16 protein-coding genes and 1 other annotated feature are annotated in these 19,274 nt (G+C 33.6%); of the genes, 11 read left to right on the top strand and 5 right to left on the bottom strand.

Annotation, left to right across the window (positions count from 1 at the left end):
* The first annotated feature begins 1 nt into the window (after position 1).
* From opp4B to ACOQFO_RS07385, 3 genes are all read left to right on the top strand, one after another.
* Positions 2–964 carry an oligopeptide ABC transporter permease gene (opp4B, locus tag ACOQFO_RS07395; RefSeq protein ID WP_421689044.1) on the top strand — a complete coding sequence of 321 codons (963 nt, stop codon included), beginning with the start codon at positions 2–4 and terminating at the stop codon, positions 962–964.
* A gap of 29 nt (positions 965–993) precedes the next feature.
* Entirely contained in the window at positions 994–1,896 is a 903-nt protein-coding gene (locus tag ACOQFO_RS07390; protein ID WP_421689043.1) for an ABC transporter permease, read from the top strand.
* A gap of 118 nt (positions 1,897–2,014) precedes the next feature.
* Positions 2,015–3,859 carry an oligopeptide ABC transporter substrate-binding protein gene (locus ACOQFO_RS07385; protein WP_421689042.1) on the top strand — a complete coding sequence of 615 codons (1,845 nt, stop codon included), beginning with the start codon at positions 2,015–2,017 and terminating at the stop codon, positions 3,857–3,859.
* A gap of 133 nt (positions 3,860–3,992) precedes the next feature.
* On the opposite strand, the gene ACOQFO_RS07380 is transcribed toward ACOQFO_RS07385, so the two are convergent.
* Positions 3,993–4,850: a DegV family protein gene (locus ACOQFO_RS07380; protein ID WP_421689041.1), complete on the bottom strand. Its 858-nt coding sequence runs from the start codon at positions 4,848–4,850 to the stop codon at positions 3,993–3,995.
* 97 nt (positions 4,851–4,947) lie between these two features.
* Entirely contained in the window at positions 4,948–5,757 is an 810-nt protein-coding gene (locus ACOQFO_RS07375; RefSeq protein WP_421689040.1) for a Cof-type HAD-IIB family hydrolase, read from the bottom strand.
* Between the two features lie 370 nt (positions 5,758–6,127).
* Here ACOQFO_RS07375 and ACOQFO_RS07370 point away from each other — a divergent pair, with 370 nt between their 5' ends.
* Positions 6,128–6,442, top strand: a complete 315-nt coding sequence (locus ACOQFO_RS07370; protein ID WP_421689039.1) for a metal-sulfur cluster assembly factor — start codon at positions 6,128–6,130, stop codon at positions 6,440–6,442.
* Positions 6,443–6,497: 55 nt separating this feature from the next.
* Here the strand turns inward: ACOQFO_RS07370 and ACOQFO_RS07365 are convergent, their stop codons facing one another.
* Positions 6,498–7,190 (bottom strand): Crp/Fnr family transcriptional regulator, encoded by a 693-nt coding sequence (locus ACOQFO_RS07365; protein ID WP_421689137.1) that lies wholly within the window; start codon positions 7,188–7,190, stop codon positions 6,498–6,500.
* A 252-nt stretch (positions 7,191–7,442) separates the two neighbouring features.
* On the opposite strand from ACOQFO_RS07365, the gene ACOQFO_RS07360 reads away from it, so the two are divergent.
* A complete protein-coding gene (locus ACOQFO_RS07360; protein WP_421689038.1) occupies positions 7,443–9,584 on the top strand; it encodes an ATP-dependent Clp protease ATP-binding subunit in 2,142 nt (713 codons plus the stop codon).
* A 178-nt stretch (positions 9,585–9,762) separates the two neighbouring features.
* On the opposite strand, the gene ACOQFO_RS07355 is transcribed toward ACOQFO_RS07360, so the two are convergent.
* Positions 9,763–9,954 (bottom strand): YjzD family protein, encoded by a 192-nt coding sequence (locus ACOQFO_RS07355; RefSeq protein ID WP_421689037.1) that lies wholly within the window; start codon positions 9,952–9,954, stop codon positions 9,763–9,765.
* Between the two features lie 201 nt (positions 9,955–10,155).
* Between ACOQFO_RS07355 and ACOQFO_RS07350 the strand changes: the two genes are divergently transcribed.
* Complete coding sequence (locus ACOQFO_RS07350; RefSeq protein WP_421689036.1) at positions 10,156–11,091, top strand: beta-ketoacyl-ACP synthase III; 936 nt, start codon at positions 10,156–10,158, stop codon at positions 11,089–11,091.
* Positions 11,092–11,229: 138 nt separating this feature from the next.
* Positions 11,230–12,468: a beta-ketoacyl-ACP synthase II gene (gene fabF / locus ACOQFO_RS07345; RefSeq protein ID WP_421689136.1), complete on the top strand. Its 1,239-nt coding sequence runs from the start codon at positions 11,230–11,232 to the stop codon at positions 12,466–12,468.
* A gap of 352 nt (positions 12,469–12,820) precedes the next feature.
* Here fabF and trpS read toward each other — a convergent pair whose 3' ends face one another.
* Positions 12,821–13,810 carry a tryptophan--tRNA ligase gene (gene trpS / locus ACOQFO_RS07340; RefSeq protein WP_421689035.1) on the bottom strand — a complete coding sequence of 330 codons (990 nt, stop codon included), beginning with the start codon at positions 13,808–13,810 and terminating at the stop codon, positions 12,821–12,823.
* A 68-nt stretch (positions 13,811–13,878) separates the two neighbouring features.
* Positions 13,879–14,097, bottom strand: a binding site (T-box leader).
* A 435-nt stretch (positions 14,098–14,532) separates the two neighbouring features.
* Between trpS and spxA the strand changes: the two genes are divergently transcribed.
* The 4 genes from spxA (at position 14,533) to pepF (ending at position 19,074) form a co-directional block, all read left to right on the top strand.
* Entirely contained in the window at positions 14,533–14,928 is a 396-nt protein-coding gene (gene spxA / locus ACOQFO_RS07335; RefSeq protein WP_421689135.1) for a transcriptional regulator SpxA, read from the top strand.
* A gap of 367 nt (positions 14,929–15,295) precedes the next feature.
* Positions 15,296–15,940 carry an adaptor protein MecA gene (gene mecA, locus ACOQFO_RS07330; RefSeq protein WP_421689034.1) on the top strand — a complete coding sequence of 215 codons (645 nt, stop codon included), beginning with the start codon at positions 15,296–15,298 and terminating at the stop codon, positions 15,938–15,940.
* 139 nt (positions 15,941–16,079) lie between these two features.
* The gene (locus ACOQFO_RS07325) at positions 16,080–17,204 is read left to right on the top strand and encodes a competence protein CoiA (protein WP_421689033.1); all 1,125 of its coding nucleotides are present in this window, start codon (positions 16,080–16,082) and stop codon (positions 17,202–17,204) included.
* A 61-nt stretch (positions 17,205–17,265) separates the two neighbouring features.
* Complete coding sequence (gene pepF / locus ACOQFO_RS07320; RefSeq protein WP_421689032.1) at positions 17,266–19,074, top strand: oligoendopeptidase F; 1,809 nt, start codon at positions 17,266–17,268, stop codon at positions 19,072–19,074.
* Positions 19,075–19,274: the final 200 nt, after the last annotated feature.

Here is a 19,274-nt window from a genome sequence, read left to right as displayed (position 1 = left end):
AATGTGGAAAACAATATTAAGACGTGTATTAATCATGATTCCACAATTATTTGTTTTAAGTTTAATCGTGTTCATATTAGCGAAATTTATGCCGGGTGACCCTTTCTCAGGTTTAATCACTCCTGAAACAGATCCACTTCGCTTAGAAGAATTACGTGAAAAAGCAGGGTTAAATGACCCTTGGTACGAACAGTATGCTCGCTGGATAGCTAATTTGGTACAAGGTGATTTAGGTAAAAGTTATACTTTCCAACGAGATGTTGGAGATTTAATTGGTGAAAAAGCCCTAAATACACTATGGCTTTCTTTAGTAAGTGTAATTTTACTTTATGCTATCGCTATTCCATTAGGGATTTTAGCTGGTCGTTTTAATGACTCTAAACTAGATAAATCAATCGTATTTTATAGTTTTGTTTCATATGCGATCCCTACTTTCGTATTAGGTCTATTATTCCTATATCTATTTGGCTATACGTTACAATGGTTCCCAACAGTGGGAAGTGTAGACGTTGGAGTTGAACCAGGTACATTAGCTTGGTATTGGGATAAGTTTTATCACTTAATCTTACCTGCTTTCACTTTTGCAATATTAGGTACTACGGGTGTAATTCAATATTTACGTTCTGAAATCATTGATGCAAAATCATTGGATTATGTTCGAACAGCAAGAAGTAAAGGTATTCCGATGAGAAAAGTGTACTCTAAACATATTTTCAGAAACTCTTTACTTCCTATAGCAGCATTTTTAGGTTTCACAATTACTGGATTACTTGGTGGTTCAATCTTTATCGAAACAATCTTCGGATATCCTGGAATGGGTCAATTATTTATAAATTCAGTACTTTCACGAGATTATAGTGTCATTACAGCGCTCGTTATGCTATTCGGCTTCTTAACACTATTAGGTAGTCTCTTATCCGATATTATTATGAGTATTGTTGACCCACGGATAAGAATTGAATAGACACTTTAGGAGTTAAGGAGGGAGAATTTATGGTAAGTGTAACGAATGAAAAAGATAAAGTTGTCAGTTCTCCACCAACAGGTTTTCAAGTAATTTTTAGAGAGTTTGTAAAAGATAAATTAGCATTAGTCTCTTTAATTGGGATTGTCCTAGTTATTTCTTACGTATTTATCATGGCTTACCTTGTTATTGACGAAACTTCGTTAATGCGAGTAAGTCTAAGAGATAAATTTGCAGAGCCAGGGGAGAAATTCTTTCTTGGGGCTGACCAAGGTGGACGTGATATCTTTGGTCAATTAGTAATTGGAGCTAAAAACTCACTTGAAATTGCGATTGCCATCACACTTATTACTGGAATATTCGGTATTGTGGTTGGTTTAATCTGTGGTTACTTCGGTGGTTGGATAGACAATGTAATCATGCGAATTATCGATTTCTTCATAACAATTCCACAATTAATGTTAATTATTGTATTTGTTACGATAATTCCTAAATATACGCAATGGCATCTAATATTAATTATAAGTTTATTTGGTTGGATGGGTATTACAAGGTTAGTTCGATCGAAGGCTCTTAGTGAGAGTAGACGAGATTATGTAAATGCGTCCAAAACTCTAGGTACAAATGACTTTATCATCATATTCCGAGAGATTATGCCGAATATTAGTTCCATTTTAATTGTAGAAACAACATTAAATTTTGCAGGTAATGTTGGTATTGAAACTGGATTATCTTATTTAGGATTCGGACTTCCACCGGATGTTCCATCATTAGGTAATTTAGTTGCATATGCAAATAATCCAATAGTTTTACAAAAATATTGGTGGTGTTGGTTACCGGCAGCATTGTTTATCTTAATCATGATGTTAGCGATCAACTATGTAGGTCAGGCTTTCAGACGTGCAGCAGATGCAAAACAACGATTAGGGTAATTGGTAAAAAGAAATAAGGTATTTGGTACCATCATATTTATCCTTAGGATAAATATGTTTAGATATAGTTGGGAATTTAGGTACAGACCCGACGAATATACACATAAGGAGGATTACAATGAAGAAACAACGTTGGTCTTTATTAGCGTTATTATTCGCTCTAGTATTAGCGTTAGCTGCTTGTAGTGGTGGCGGTAATACAACAGAAAAGCCTGAAGACAGTGAAAACCCTTCTGAATCAGAAGGAACTACTGAAACAGGTACAGAAACAGAAGAAACGGATACATCTTCTGATTCATTATTCGATCTTGCTGTAACACATGATGGAGAAGCTATTGATGGCGGTATGCTTAAAGTAGCTATGGTTAAGGATGAGCCATTCGCTGGTATTTTCTTAGCTGAGTTATACGAAGATGCTTATGATGCTGATATTATGAGTTTTGCTTCTAACTCTTTATTCGAAGTTGATGGAAACTTCATGATTACTGATGAAGGTATTGCTTCATTAACAGTAGACCAAGAAAACAGCAAAGTTACTGTAAAAATCCGTGAAGGCGTTAAATGGTCTGATGGTACTCCATTAACTATTGAAGACGTAATGCTTCCATACTTAATTATTGGTCATAAAGATTACACAGGTGTACGTTATGATACTTCTTTCAAAAACATCGTTGGTGCTGAAGAGTATAATGCAGGTACAGCTGATACAATTTCAGGTTTAAAGAAAATTGATGAAACTACTTTAGAAATTAGCTTAAAAACAATTTCACCATCGATCTTCTATGGTGGAGATGGTCTATGGACTTATGCAGCTCCATCTCATCAAATTGGTGACATTCCAGTTGCTGAATTAGTTGAGAACGACGCTGTTCGTAAAAACCCTGTTACTTTAGGTGCATTTAAATTCGATAAAATCGTTCCAGGTGAATCTGTACAATTCGTGAAAAACGAACATTACTGGAAAGGTGAACCAAAACTTGATGGCGTAATCGTTCAAGTTGTACCATCAAGCTCAATCTCAGTTGCACTTGGATCTGGAGAATATGATTTAGCATTCTCATTCAACGCAACAAAAATGCCAGAAATTGAAGAGTATCAAAATATTACAATTCTTGGACGTCCAGAGCTTTATTACTCTTACTTAGGATTCAAAGTTGGTAAATTCGACACAGAAAAAGGTTTAAACGTTACTGATTTTGAAAACTCAAAAATGGGTGACGTTAAATTACGTCAAGCTATGGGTTATGCTTTAGATATCGAATCGGTATCTGAAATCTACTATAACGGTTTACGTGAACGTGCTAACTCTTTAATTCCACCAGTATTTGAATCATTCTACAATGCTGACTTAAAAGGTTACACATTCGATCCAGAAAAAGCTATCTCTATCTTAGACGAAGCTGGATATAAAGATGTTGATGGTGATGGTTTACGTGAAGATCCAAATGGTCAAAAATTAGAAATCAAACTTGCTGCAATGTCTGGTGACGCTACACAAGAAGATATTATTTCTTACTACCTACAAAACTGGAAAGATGTTGGCTTAAACGTAACTTTAGCTACTGGTCGTTTAATCGAGTTCAACTCATTCTATGACAAAGTTCAAGCTGACGATCCAGAAATCGATATCTTCATGGGTGCATGGGGTACTGGTACTAACCCATCTCCAGCAGGATTATACGGTTCTGCTGACCAATACAACTTCAGCCGTTACACTTCTGAAGAGTTAGAAGGTTATGTAGTTGGTATCGACTCACCACAAGCATTCGATGCTGAATGGCGTGCAGAGCAATTCAAAGCATTCCAAGAGCATATCGAAGAAGTGGCTACAACGATCCCAATGCAATTCCGTTATGAGATCGTTCCAGTTAACAAACGTGTGAAGAACTATAGCATAGACTATTCAGAACCAACTGAATTACATGAAATTGAGTTAGTATCTGAAAACCCAGTTAAAAACTAATTAATTCTTAAGAGACTATCTAAAAGGGAAACCTTTGAAGATAGTCTCTTATTTTATTACTAGAATACTAGTTTCGAAAAAATAAAAAGAGGCTTCTTTCAGAATGAAAGATGCCTCTACTTTACTATAACATTTAGTTGTTATAGTCTTTATCAGTAAAGAATATAGCTATTGTTCCTGGTCCAACATGTGCACCAATAACTGCCCCAATTAGGGTCATGTCGAAGGACTTTGGTTTTAATTTCTCATCGATAAGTGATTTTACATCTTCTGCAAATTGTAAATCATCACTATGACTAATTCCAACCACCTTATTTGAGAAGTCTCCACCACGTTCAGCCATAATCTCAATAATTCTTAAGATTGCTTTCTTACGACCGCGAATTTTTTCAAGTGGTATTAATTTTCCATCTTCTACATGTAAGATTGGTTTAATACTTAATAATCCACCGATAAAAGCACTAGACTTAGAAATACGCCCACCTGCTGCTAAATATTCAAGGTTTTCAACTGTAAACAAATGGGTCATATGTTTTGCATATGATTCAATTTTCGTTGTAACTTCATCGATCGATAAGCCTTCGTTTCTTAATTTCACTGCTTCTTTAATTACAAGTCCATAACCTAAAGAAGCACATTTTGAATCAATAATGTTTAACTTGAAGTTAGGGTATTGCTCTTTTAATTGTGAAGCGATCATTACAGCAGTACTGTATGTACCTGATAGATTAGATGAAAATGCAATATAAATTCCTTCTTCATTAGCCTTAGCTAATTGTTCAAAAGTGTTTAAAAAGACTTCAGGTGACACTTGTGATGTTTTTGGAATCGCACCATCTCGCATAGCATCGTATACATCTTTTGGTTTTATATCGATGATGTCGTTATAGTCTTTACCATTTACTTGAACACGCAATGTCAATAACTCAACCTTGTTTTCTTCAAAAAATTGTTTTGGTAAATCGCATGCACTATCAGCAAATATTCTCATTATTTATCTCCCTTACTATTTCGAATCATTTTCAATCTATAATAATTTTCTATGATGATTTTTCCAATAGTAAATCTATTATTTACCAAAATGAAGATTATTTCAATTTTAATCTATCTATTAAAAATTTTGCGATTCCATCTTCATTATTGCTTAGTGTAATTTCATTTGCGATATTTTTAAGTTGTTCAATTCCGTTTGACATAGCCACTCCGATACCAGCATAATCAATCATTTCTAGATCGTTATCTTCATCGCCAAATGCAATTATTCTTTCTCTCGGAATTCCGAGATCTTTTGCCACATGAGAAATCCCTACCGCTTTATTTAAGCCTTTACGGACGATTTCAATAATATGGAACGGTGCACCCCAACGTCTGTGGTCAATCAGTTCTGCATGCACATCCTCTAAATGCTCTCTAATACTAGATACGTTTTCTTCAGTGGCGTGAATTAATAAGCTTGTAGGATCTTCATTTAAATTTCCTTTTAAATTCCCAATTAACACACTAGGGTCTCCCATATTAAAAATATCCATAAACGCCTTATCTTCTTCATGGATATATACATCATCCATAACTTCAGCTATTAAATTTTTATATTGATATTTATCAACTGAGTCAACAACATCATGTACAACACTAATATCCATAGGAAAATGTTTCATTTGCCATGAGATGTTTTTGGGATGATGTACAAGGGCACCGTTAAAATTGACAATCGGAGTTGTTAACATTAACTCATTATAATAAACTGAACTTGCACGAAACGGTCTACCAGTTGCAATCATTATTTGGTGTCCAGCTTCTTTTGCTTTTAATAGAGTTTGTTTCGTTTTCTCAGAAATTTTTTTTTGGTCTGTTAATAAAGTACCGTCTAAATCTAGAACAATTAAATGTTTTTCCATTTAAGAAAACTCCTTTCTATTCAATTAATTAATCTATTTGAACAGTGAAACACTTAGGAACCACATTGCTGTTTCTTATTAAGGAAATGATTACTGCCTGAAGTTAAATTTTATCTCTTTATGGAATATTTAGTCAAAGTATTGAACTTTATAAGTGTGATTTCTTATTTGGATAGATAGAATATGTTAGAATTGAATATAATATTACTAGTAACAGAATTAACATCATTCGTTAGGATAATTTATTGAATAATCTGGAAATTTATAATCAATGCAGAAACGAAAAAATCCTATCTTTTGAAAATGATTCTCAGTTAATGTATCATAATATTGTATACAAGGAAATGTTTGTATGAAAGGGGACTTAAAAATGGCAATAAGTGAAGAAATGCAAGAAAGTATTCTAGGAGCTCTAGAAAACGTAATTGACCCTGAGTTAGGAATCGATATTGTAAACTTAGGTTTAGTATATAAAGTAGATTTAGATGAAGAGGGTACTTGTACGGTGACGATGACACTAACTTCAATGGGCTGTCCATTAGGGCCTGTCATTGTAGATCAAGTAAATACTGCATTAAGCGAACTTCCAGAGATCAAAAAAGTTGATGTTAATATCGTTTGGCAACCAGTGTGGAATAAAGATATGATGTCAAGATACGCTAAAATGGCTTTAGGTATTCGTTAATAACTTTATATTCATGTGTTAACAAAAAACCGTCTCAAAATTTTGAGACGGTTTTTTAGTCAATTCTACAAATTGACAAAGGACAATTTTCACAGCAAATTTCATCTTTTAAATATTGTAAATCGTGTATTGTTATAAACCCTTTATCCATTGAGATGATTTTCTGTTTTCGTAAGTCATTTAACATACGATTTATCATTTCACGACTCGTTGAACAAAGATTTGCAATGTCAGTATTTGTTAAGTTGAACTTTATATAAATAACATTATCAGCTATTGTTTCACCATAAGTATTAGCTAAACGAATTAATGTTGAAAATAGTGCACCTTTTTTCCCGTTCATTACTAAATCGCGAATTAAAGTTCGATTTTTAATGTTTTCATTTTGAATCCATTTTAAATATTCAATAAGAAGTGCAGGTTGTTCCGTTAATAACATTTCCAAAGTAGCTTTACTTAATAAAAATACTTCAGATGGAAACAAGGCAATGGCTGATGTTGTATGAAGATTATCTCTTGTAAACAATGTTGTTTCGCCTAAAATACAGCCTTTGCCACATAAACGGAAAGTTAACTCTTTACCATTTTCAGTCTCTTTACTTATTTGGACTTTACCGTGATTTACTAAATATATATCATTGGCAAGTTCGCCTTCTTGAAAAATTTGTGAGCCTTTATCAAACTTTAATAATTGTCCGTGTTTTTCAAACAAACTGGGGAAATCCATTGATGTATTGTCTAAAATCACCAACAGTATCACTTCCTTACACAATTAATGTATAGGCCTTAATAATACATTGAAAAAATAAAAGTACAAGTAGTTTTTTGTAAAATATATATGTTAAATACTACATTTAAATAATAACATAAACCAGTATTTTCAAATGTGAAATTTTTAGGAGTATTTTTTGCAAATCTTCACAAATAATTTTATAATAAAAATGGTCAAGAAAGGTCAAACTTATTGTGAAGATAAATTATACAGTTGAGGTGACAAATCATGCAATTTCAACAACAGGATAATCGCAAGCCTTTAGAACAGTTCGGACGTAATTTAATTGAAGAAGTAAAAAATGGGAAAATGGATCCTGTCATTGGGCGAGATGAAGAAATTCGAAATCTAATTAGAATTCTTTCTCGAAAAACAAAAAATAATCCAGTTTTAATTGGCGAACCTGGTGTTGGGAAAACAGCAATTGTAGAAGGATTAGCCCAACGAATTGTAAAAAAAGATGTACCAGAAGGGCTAAAGGATTGTGCTCTTTATGAATTAGATATGAGTGCATTAATTGCTGGGGCTAGTTACCGTGGACAATTTGAAGAACGATTAAAAGGTGTTTTAAAAGAAGTAAAGGAATCAGAAGGACGGATTATTCTATTTATCGATGAAATTCATACGATTGTTGGTGCGGGAAAAACAGATGGCGCTATGGACGCAGGAAATATGCTAAAACCAATGTTAGCTAGAGGTGAATTGCACTGTATAGGAGCTACAACATTGGATGAATATCGAATGTATATTGAAAAAGATCCAGCTTTAGAACGTCGATTCCAACAAGTATTAGTACGTGAACCATCTATAGAAGATACGGTATCAATTCTTCGTGGTTTAAAGGAACGATTCGAGCTACATCATGGTGTTCGAATCCATGACAGAGCGATTATAGCTGCTAGTGAACTTTCAAACCGTTATATTACGGATCGTTTTTTACCTGATAAGGCGATTGATTTAATAGATGAAGCTTGTGCAATGATTCGAACTGAAATTGATTCTATGCCTCAAGAATTAGACGCAGTGACAAGACGTGTTATGCAATTAGAAATTGAAGAACAGGCGTTAACGAAAGAAAAAGATGAATCTAGTAAAAAACGTCTGGCAACATTAAAAGATGAATTGCAATCATTAAAAGCGAAACAAGAAGAAATGAAGCGACGATGGGAAGCAGAAAAGCAAGGCCTACAAACCATTCAACATAAACGAGAACAACTAAACCGTTATAGAAGAGAATTAGAAGATGCTGAAAGTAAATATGATTTAAATAAAGCTGCTGAACTCCGTCATGGAAAGATTCCAGCAATTGAAAAAGAGTTAGTAAAATTAGAAGAAGAGTTAAAATTAGGCTCTGATTCTAGAATTCTACGTGAAGAAGTAACAGCAGATGAGATTGCTTCAATTGTTTCAAGATGGACAGGAATCCCTGTAACGAAGCTTGTAGAAGGAGAAAGAGAAAAGTTACTAAAACTAAAGGATACTCTTCATGAACGAGTTGTAGGTCAAGATACTGCTGTTAAACTGGTTACAGAGGCTGTATGGCGAGCCCGAGCAGGAATTCAAGATCCACATCGGCCAATCGGTTCTTTCATCTTCTTAGGGCCAACAGGTGTCGGAAAAACAGAGCTTGCGAAAGCATTAGCAGCACAGCTGTTTGACTCAGAAGAACATTTCATTCGTATCGATATGAGCGAATATATGGAGAAACATAGTGTATCCCGGCTAGTAGGAGCACCTCCAGGCTATGTAGGATATGAAGAAGGTGGTCAACTAACTGAAGCTGTTAGAAGAAATCCATATTCGGTAATTTTGCTGGATGAAATTGAAAAGGCACATCCAGACGTTGCGAATATTCTTTTGCAAATTTTAGATGATGGACGTATTACAGATAGTCAGGGTAGACTAGTAAACTTTACAAATACGGTAATCATTATGACGTCTAATATTGGATCACACTATTTATTAGAACAAGATCCGACTGATGAAAAGGTAGAAGAATTAGTAATGTCTGAACTTCGTTTACATTTTAAACCTGAGTTATTAAACCGTGTAGATGACATAATTATGTTCCATTCATTAAGTTCAGATCATTTCACAGCCATTGCATGGAAATATATTAAGCAATTACAAACACGTGTTGCTGAACAGGAAATTACCTTAAATATCGATGAATCTGTAGTAAATTGGGTTGTGGAACATGGTGTAGATCCTCAATTTGGAGCAAGACCATTAAAACGATTTATCCAACGAAATGTTGAAACGGTTGTCGCAAAGGAGCTTCTAAAAGGAGAAGTATTACCTGGTAACACGATCAAAGTAACAATTGAAAATGATGAGTTGATGGTTAGAAATCAAGAAGAAAATGAGTAAGTCAAGTTTATGAGAGGATTTAGGAGATTTCATCTAATTTTGTCCCATATAAGAAAAACAATCTGATCACTAACAAATTCGAATATCAAAATAATTTATCAATTTAAAAAATGCCCATCACTAATGTGAAGGGCATTTTTTATGTAATTTATAAAACTTTAAAAGAATGAATTACAAATTAATGATGTTCTGCGTCTGGCGTAGGCTCATTTGGAATAATCGCAGTAATGATTAATACTAATACTGCAAATACAAGTGAGATAATAGCTCCAGTAACGAAATCAAAATTTGCACCTAATACTGAACTAACTACATAGTTTAACATTGTAACTAGTACGAAAGACCAGAAAAATGTAAAAATATATTGCATGAATTTCACCTCTAACAAACAGTTTAAATATATTATTTGTATTTTACCATAAAATATCATACCACACGTGATAATTAAATAACAACACGTTTTCTAATAATGTCAAATATTACAGTTGTCGGTTGAGTAAATGTGAGCTATAATTAAGACCAAGTACTAAATGTAAGTCATAATTGTTGGGCTTAATAAGGGGGAATCTCAATGAACGCAGGTATAATTGGATTAGGTAAATATGTTCCTGAAAAAGTAGTTACAAATATCGACTTAGAAAAAATCTTAGATACAAATGATGAATGGATTCGTACGAGAACTGGAATTCAAGAAAGAAGAATTGCTGAAGGAGAAGAAACATCTGATTTAGCATATAAAGCTGCATTAAAAGCGCTTGAGAACGCACAAATTTCTCCAAGTCAAATCGGATTAATCTTAGTTGCAACTGTTACGCCAGATCAAGCATTTCCAACAGTCTCTTGTCAAATTCAAGAAAGATTAGATGCAACAAATGCGGCTGCTATGGATGTTTCTGCTGCTTGCTCAGGATTTATTTATGCACTTGCAACAGCAAAACAATTCGTAGAAAGTGGAACTTATGATTATGTATTAATTGTAGGAGCAGAAAAACTTTCAAAGGTAACAGATTGGCAAGATCGCAATACAGCGGTGTTATTTGGAGATGGAGCAACTGCTGCTGTAATTGGTAAAGTTTCAGAAGGTCGTGGAATTTTATCCTTTGAATTAGGAGCAGACGGTACAGGTGGAAAACATTTATTCTTAGATGAACAACAACATATCGCCATGAATGGTCGTGAAGTATTTAAATTTGCTGTACGTCAAATGGGTGAATCTGCAGTTTCTGTAATTGAAAAAGCTGGTTTAACAAAAGAAGATGTTGACTTCTTAGTCCCACACCAAGCGAATATACGTATTATGGAAGCTTCTCGTGAACGTTTAGATTTACCTGAGGAAAAACTATCCAAACAGATTCATAAATACGGAAATACCTCATCAGCTTCTATTGGGATTGCTTTAACAGATGAATTAGAAGATGGAAAAATTAAAGATGATGATATCGTTGTATTAGTTGGTTTCGGTGGTGGCTTAACATGGGGTGCTGCTGTTATTAAATGGGGTAAATAAATTGATTTCATAGATTCAAATATAGTAATTTTATATTAATGGTAATAAAAATAGTAAATCATTTTTGCCGCGACGAAAGCTTTCAAAGATCGTTCGCAAATACGCAAAGAGCGCATTTGAATAATTAGGGGGAACTTGATTATGAAAAGAAGAGTAGTTATTACGGGAATTGGTGCCGTTACTCCTCTGGGTAATTCAGCTGAAAAAACGTGGTCAAATATTAAAGCTGGAAAATCGGGGGTAGGGCCATTAACACGTGTTGACGCAGAAAAATTCACAGCAAAAGTTGCTGCGGAAGTAAAAGATTTTGACATTGAACAATTTATCGATCGAAAAGAAGCAAGAAGAATGGACCGTTTTACTCATTACGCACTTGCTGCTTCCATTATGGCTGTAAAAGATGCAAATTTAGAAATAAATGAAAGTAATGCAAATCGTATTGGTGTATGGATTGGTTCAGGAATTGGTGGAATGGAAACATACGAAAACCAATTTGAGACATTTAAAGAGCGTGGTGCACGTCGTGTAAGTCCATTCTTTGTGCCAATGATGATTCCAGATATGGCATCTGGTCAAGTATCTATTCATTTAGGAGCTAAAGGGATTAATTCTTGTTCAGTAACAGCTTGTGCTTCAGGTACAAACTCAATCGGTGATGCATTTAAAGTAATTCAACGCGGTGATGCTGATGCGATGATCACTGGAGGAACAGAAGCTCCAATCGTAAACATGGCGGTAGCAGGATTCTGTGCAAGTACAGCTTTATCTTTAAATACAGACCCAGCAACAGCTTCTCGTCCATTTGATGCAAACCGTGATGGATTCGTTATGGGCGAAGGAGCAGGTATTATTGTATTAGAAGAATATGAAGCTGCAAAAGCACGTGGTGCAAAAATTTACGCTGAAATAATTGGTTATGGTGCAACAGGTGATGCATACCACATCACTGCTCCAGCTCCAAATGGTGAAGGTGCTGCCCGTGCAATTAAGTTAGCACTTGAAGATGGTGGAATTGATCCAACTCTAGTTGGTTATATTAATGCCCATGGTACAAGTACTCAGTATAATGACTTGTATGAAACAATGGCTGTAAAATCTGTATTTGGAGAACATGCATACAACCTAGCGATGAGTTCTACAAAATCTATGACAGGTCACTTATTAGGTGCTGCTGGTGGTGTAGAAGCAATCTTTACTGCACTAGCTTTAAAAGAAGGTATCTTACCTCCAACTATTAACCTAACAAATCCAGATCCAGATTGTGATTTAGATTATGTTGCAGGTGAAGCTCGTGAAGCAAGTATTGAGTATGCAATGAGTAATTCTCTTGGATTTGGTGGACATAACGCAAGTATCTTATTGAAAAAAGTAGACTAAAAATAGATATAAGTAAAAGCCCTTAGCATATCGTTAAGGGCTTTTTTATATGATTTAATAATTGTACATTTAATTTACTTTTTAAAATGTAAATCAATGAATGAAGATAGTGACAATCATAAATAAATACAAGTTTTTGTTTGTCACAATGAAAATGACATTGTAAAGGATGGTATTATTCTATTACGATTTATGATTTTCTTGTTTTGTTATGGGATGTGTGTCATTTCAATTGGTAACATTATACTTTACTTAAATTATCGTACACTCGGATATTCTTGGAGTGCAGTATGGGCATTTATTTTAAGTACGAATGAGTTTTATATAGCAATTGTTTCATTCATAATTTTATTTATCTGCGTGTACGGCCTAAGCCCATCGCGTTCTCCATTCTCTTAAGAGTAGCTTGAGCAATTTCGTTTGCTTTTTCGGCACCTTCATCTAAAATTTGGTCAAGCTCTGGTGAATCAATTAACTCATTGAAACGTGCTTGAATAGGTGCTAAATGTTCGATTAAGCTTGTTGCTACGCCTTGTTTGAAAGCACCATAGCCAAGCCCTTCGTATTTCTTAACAAGTGTATCAATTGACTGACCAGTTACAGCTGATTCAATTGTTAATAAGTTTGAGACACCTGGTTTGTTTACTTCATCAAATGCGACTACACCATCTGAGTCTGTTACTGCAGATTTAATTTTCTTTTCAATTTCCTTCGGTGTGTCTAAGAAACGAATTGTTGCTTTTGTATTTGGATCGGATTTACTCATTTTTTTCGTTGGTTCTTGTAACGATTTAATACGTGCACCAGCTTTAGGAAGTTGAATATCTGGAATAACGAATACTTCACCATAACGTTTGTTAAATCGTTCTGCTAAATCTCTTGTAAGCTCAATATGCTGTTTTTGGTCATCTCCAACTGGAACAATATGTGAGTTGTAAAGTAAGATATCTGCAGCCATTAAAGGTGGGTAAGTTAGTAAACCTGCTGAAACAGATTCTTTACCTTGAGATTTATCTTTAAATTGAGTCATGCGTTCTAGTTCCCCAATAGAAGAAACGCATTGTAAAATCCATCCTGCTTGAGCGTGTGCAGGTACTTCCGATTGAATGAATAAAGTCGATTTTTTCGGATCAATCCCAGTTGCTAAATAAGTTGCAGCAAGTGTACGAATATTTTTGCTCAGTTCATCTGGTTCTTGAGGTACTGTGATTGCATGTTGATCAACGATACAGTAAACCGTATTACCTTCGTCTTGTAGTGCAGGGAATTGCATAAATGCTCCGATATAATTACCTAGAGTAATTACTCCAGTTGGTTGAACACCTGAGAAAATGTTCTTCATCTTAATTAACCTCCTATTTGTTTAAATAAAATAAAAAAAACATCATGCGTCCATACGTTTTTTTAACGTAATGGGACGAATGATGTTTTAAATCCGCGGTACCACCCAACTTGTCGATTACTCGACCACTTTCCACTTCGTAACGTGAAGTACACGAGCTTTACTACTATCGTTCGTTCATAAAGCTACTCCAAAGTCCATTCCATCTGAACCGTCTTCTGTTTGCACCAACCACAGACTCTCTTCGCACGGCACTCAGATGTACTACTCTTTGTCAACGTTTTTTCGATTTCCATTATTTTTAAAGATTATATAAAAAATAAAATACGTTTGCAAATTTAATTTATTACTCATTTTAGAATGAAAAAAGGAGGGAATGGATAATCTTTTAAGTAGGTACAGGTAGAAGTTTACAGAATGTTGAGACACTTCTCGATTATGCAAAGCTAATTGAGAATAGGGAATTTAAAAAAAATGGTGTTTTATCATTAGTAAAGAAGGGTATAAATATATAAGGGTTTTTACAAGTTCGGTAAAAAAATAATGACTAAACGAGAGAAATTTTGAAAAAAATTTAGAATAAGTTAAGTTGTTTTTCCAAGTTTCTATATCCAAATGTCTTTTATTGTTGTATAATAATTACATTCTTTTAAATTAAATTAATTCTAAAGTAATAAAAGTTTGTAATAGATGAACTCATTTGAAGGGAAGTGTAATCCATGATCGTAACATTATTTACATCACCAAGTTGTACATCTTGTAGAAAAGCAAAAGCATGGCTAGAAGAGCATGAAATTCCATATAAAGAACGCAACATATTCTCAGAACCACTAACAATTAGTGAAATTAAAGAAATTTTACGAATGACTGAAGATGGTACAGATGAGATTATTTCTACGCGTTCAAAAATTTTCCAAAAATTAAACGTTGATGTAGAGAGTTTACCACTTCAACAATTATACGAGTTAATTCAAGAATATCCTGGTTTACTACGTAGACCAATCATAATTGATGAGAAGCGTTTACAAGTTGGTTATAATGAAGATGAAATTCGTCGATTCTTACCACGAAAAGTTCGAGCATTCCAATTACTCGAAGCACAAAAAATGGTAAATTAACTTTTAGTATAAAAATAATCGATAAAATCAGACGTCGGGTTTTATCGATTTTTTATATAGAAAAAATGTCGAAATTTTGTTTATTTTTCTATATACTTTTAAGTAAATATCACTTGATTTCATAAGGAGAGTCATCTACAATTTCAATATTCAAATAATTTTCGATTGTAGATGTTTTTCCTTTTCATTTTATGTCCAAACATCATACAATAGAGTTATAGAATCGTTGCTAAAAGGATACAGTTTTTTCTGATTAGTACGATTTGCAAAAATGCTTGAATGGTTAACAAATAAAAGTTAACAATTCAAACATACTAATAACGCTTTCCGTGTTTTTCAACGAAGACAAGAAGGGAGTTGAAGTTTAATGGACATCGAACGCGTAAACGAAAATACATTAAAACTATATATTTCTTATCGGGATATTGAGGATCGTGGATATAGTCGAGAAGAGATTTGGTATAACAGAACTAAAGGTGAGGAACTTTTTTGGGATATGATCGGCGAAATCAATACTGATGAGTACTTTGATCTTGATGGCCCAATATGGATTCATGTCAATGCCTCTGAACAAGGTTTAGAAGTAATTGTAACACGTGCGAATATTACTTCTGATGATCCACAATTGCTTTCTTTTGATGAACAGCGAGAATCTTCAGAGCATAAAAATAAGAACTCCTTATTTGATTCTATGGACGAAGAGTCTGTACACGGACAACAACAGAGCAATAATGTATTCACATATAAATTCAAAGATATTGACGAAATTATTCCTTTAGCAAAACGTGCTGTTACATTTGGTATACCTTCTTCTTTATATAAATTTGAAAACAATTATTATATTGCTGTTGATTGCACATTAATTGAGGATCATACGAAACGTCAAAACATTAAATCCATCATTAATGAGTTTTTGAATAGTTCAAAAATGACTATTTACCGTCTTGAAGAGTATGGTGAAGTCATTATGCAAGATAATTGTTTCGAACAGGTCATTGAATATTTCGATTAGTTTATTTGCCAAAATCGTTTATGATTTTGGCTTTTTTTATGCATAAAAAATCCCTGAAATTATTACTTTCGATGATTTTGGAAGTATTGGTTGTAAATATATTTCTGTATTTGTAAAATGGTTGGAAAGGAGGGTAGTTATGTTAGTAGCATTATCAGAACAAAATGAGAGATTTGTATTGCAACCAGATATTCCTAAAACCACCTTAAAACAACTTCGAAAAGATGTGAGTTTTTTCTGTCCTCAGTGTAAAAGTGATGTCCAATTAAAAATTGGTACAATAAAAATTCCCCATTTTGCCCATTTACCCAATCATCATTGTGATAGTCTGTTTGCTGAGGGTGAGTCTGCGCAACACTTATTAGGAAAAGCGCATTTATTTCATTTATTTCAACGATTAGGCTATGAAGTAGAATTAGAAAGTTTTCTCTCTGAATTAAATCAAAGACCAGATTTATTAGTAAAAAACGATATTGATAAATGCAATGCGATTGAATTCCAATGTAGTCCAATACCCAATGATCTGTACTTAAAAAGAACGAATGGTTATCTTACAAACAATATTACCCCTATTTGGATTCCCAGTACTCCGAAAACGAAAAATCTATCAACTGGGATCACGACAATTTCCTTAAATGAGAACCTTCAGAAATTTATTTTATCCACTATTAATCAAAAATACTTATTTACTTACAATCCCGATAAACGACAATTTACTTATATGACGAATTTACTGCATATTAAGGACAATCAATATTTATCTAAAATTCAGCACATACCATTAGAACAACAAGCATTTCCATTTTATGTACCAAAAAATTTAACATGGGATGAATTTAAACATTATGCGAATGTATATTTTAATCTGAAAGAAAGGTACTTAACATATCGCATTCACATTAGTAAAAAAGGTGTTAACGATTTATTTCTAAGAAGTGTTTATGAGTTACGATTATCCTTATCTGAAATACCTATATACATTGGTGTACCATTGAAAGACAATGAATTTTTTAAAGTATGTTCAGTTGAATGGCAAGCTGCCCTGTTTTATTTTACACATTTACACCGGATTCATATTGGTAAGTTAAATAGACAAGCTATTCAATATTTTTTAAAATGGGCAAAACTTAACATTTCAGATGAATCAATTTCAATTGTATTGAATTATTGCAATCTATTAAATCAATTAAAAATCGAACATGCTCATAGTTCAGTAGATACTGATAAAATACTTTGGACGTTATATACACAATTTCTTGCATAATATTCTGGAAATTGAGAAAATAATAGTGAATTTTACTTTAATTTGGTTTGGAGGCTATTTTATGGCGAAAAAATTATTGTCACGCGAAGAAGTGCCAGTAGAGTTAACATGGGATCTTACGACAATTTTTAAAACAGATGAAGAATGGGAAAAAGAATTTAAAGAAATAGAATCACTATTACCTGAAGCTGATAAATATAAAGGCAAAGTTGCTGAAAGTGCAAAAAGCCTATATGAGACATTACAATTTAGCGATCAAGTGTCAGAAAGATTTGGGAAATTATATGTATATAGTCATTTAAAACACGACCAAGATACAGCGAATAGTAAGTATCAAGCAATGGATGGGCGTGTAAAATCATTAGGTGCAAAACTAAGTGCAGCATGGTCATTCACAACGCCAGAAATCCTATCTGTAGATGAGGCAACTATTGAATCTTATTTAAATGAATACGAGCCATTACAATTATATGCACAAATGTTGAAAGAGTTAAACTTACAGCGTCCGCATGTATTATCTGCAGACAAAGAAGAAATATTAGCTCAATTTTCTGAAGTAAAAGGGGCATCTGGTGGAACATTCAGTGCTTTAAATAATGCAGATTTACAATTCCCTGTTATTAAAAATGATAAAGGGGAAGAGGTAGAGCTTACACATGGTAACTATATTTCATTCCTAGAAAGTTATAATCGTGATGTGCGCCGTGAAGCGTTTAAAGCGGTTTACGACACATATGGCAAATTTAAAAATACATTTGCTTCAACACTTTCAGGTAATGTGAAATCTCATAATGTAAGTGCAAAAATCCGTAAATATAATTCTGCAAGACATGCTGCAATGAGTAACAATAACATTCCAGAAAAAGTTTACGATCAATTAATTTCAACAATTCATGAATATTTACCTGTCCTACACCGTTACGTTGCACTTCGTAAAGAAGTATTAGGTGTAGATGAACTTCATATGTATGACTTATTTGTACCGTTAGTAAAAGAGATGAATGTAGAAATTCCTTACGAAGAAGCAAAAGAGACAATGGTGAAAAGTTTTGCTCCACTTGGCGAGGAATATCAAACTCTTGTAAAAAAAGGTCTTGAAAGTCGCTGGGTAGACGTACTTGAAAACAAAGGAAAACGTAGCGGAGCATATTCTTCTGGTACATATGGAACAAACCCATATGTATTAATGAACTGGCAAGATAATTTAAATAATTTATATACGTTAGCTCATGAATTTGGTCATAGTATGCATAGCTACTATACAAGACAAAATCAACCGTATCCATATGCAAGCTACTCAATCTTTGTTGCGGAAGTAGCTTCAACATGTAACGAAGAATTATTATTTGATTACCTATTAAAAAATACTGAAGATCCTCAAATGAAGATTTATTTATTAAATCAATGGCTAGATGGATTCCGCAGTACTGTATTCCGTCAAACAATGTTTGCTGAATTCGAACACATTATTCATGAAATGGATGCGCGCGGCGAAGCAATAACAGCTGAAGGATTAACAAAAATTTACTATGATTTAAACAAACAATATTTTGGCGACGCAATGACTGTGGATGAAGAGATTGGTTTAGAGTGGGCACGTATTCCACACTTCTACTACAATTACTATGTATATCAATACGCTACAGGACAAAGTGCTGCTACTACTTTAAGTAAACAAATTTTAGAAGAAGGTCAGCCAGCTGTAGATCGTTATATTAACAACTTCTTAAAAGCTGGATGTTCTGATTTCCCAATTGAAGTACTTAAAGCTGCAGGTGTTGATATGGAATCCCCACAACCAATTGCTGAAGCATGTAAAGTATTTGAGGAAAAATTAGCAGAACTTGAGTCTTTATTATTAAATAAATAATAGAGTGAAGAAGAGGCTACAGAGGTATTCTGTAGCCTCAGACTGTAGACAAAGTCGATTTTTTTCGACTTTGTCTACTATTTTTGATTTGAATCAAATATCCAGAAATTAAGTTACAATCTAAAAAAACCTTTAATATCAGTATTTGTCGAGGTATACCAGATTAAAAAACTCTTTTAAAAATATAAAAAGAGCGTCAG

Origin of the sequence: Ureibacillus sp. MALMAid1270 (assembly GCF_049202975.1) — a bacterium.
GTDB lineage: Bacteria > Bacillota > Bacilli > Bacillales_A > Planococcaceae > Ureibacillus.
The sequence above is the reverse complement of the archived record's forward strand: the minus strand, read 5'-3'. Positions and strand labels throughout refer to the sequence as shown.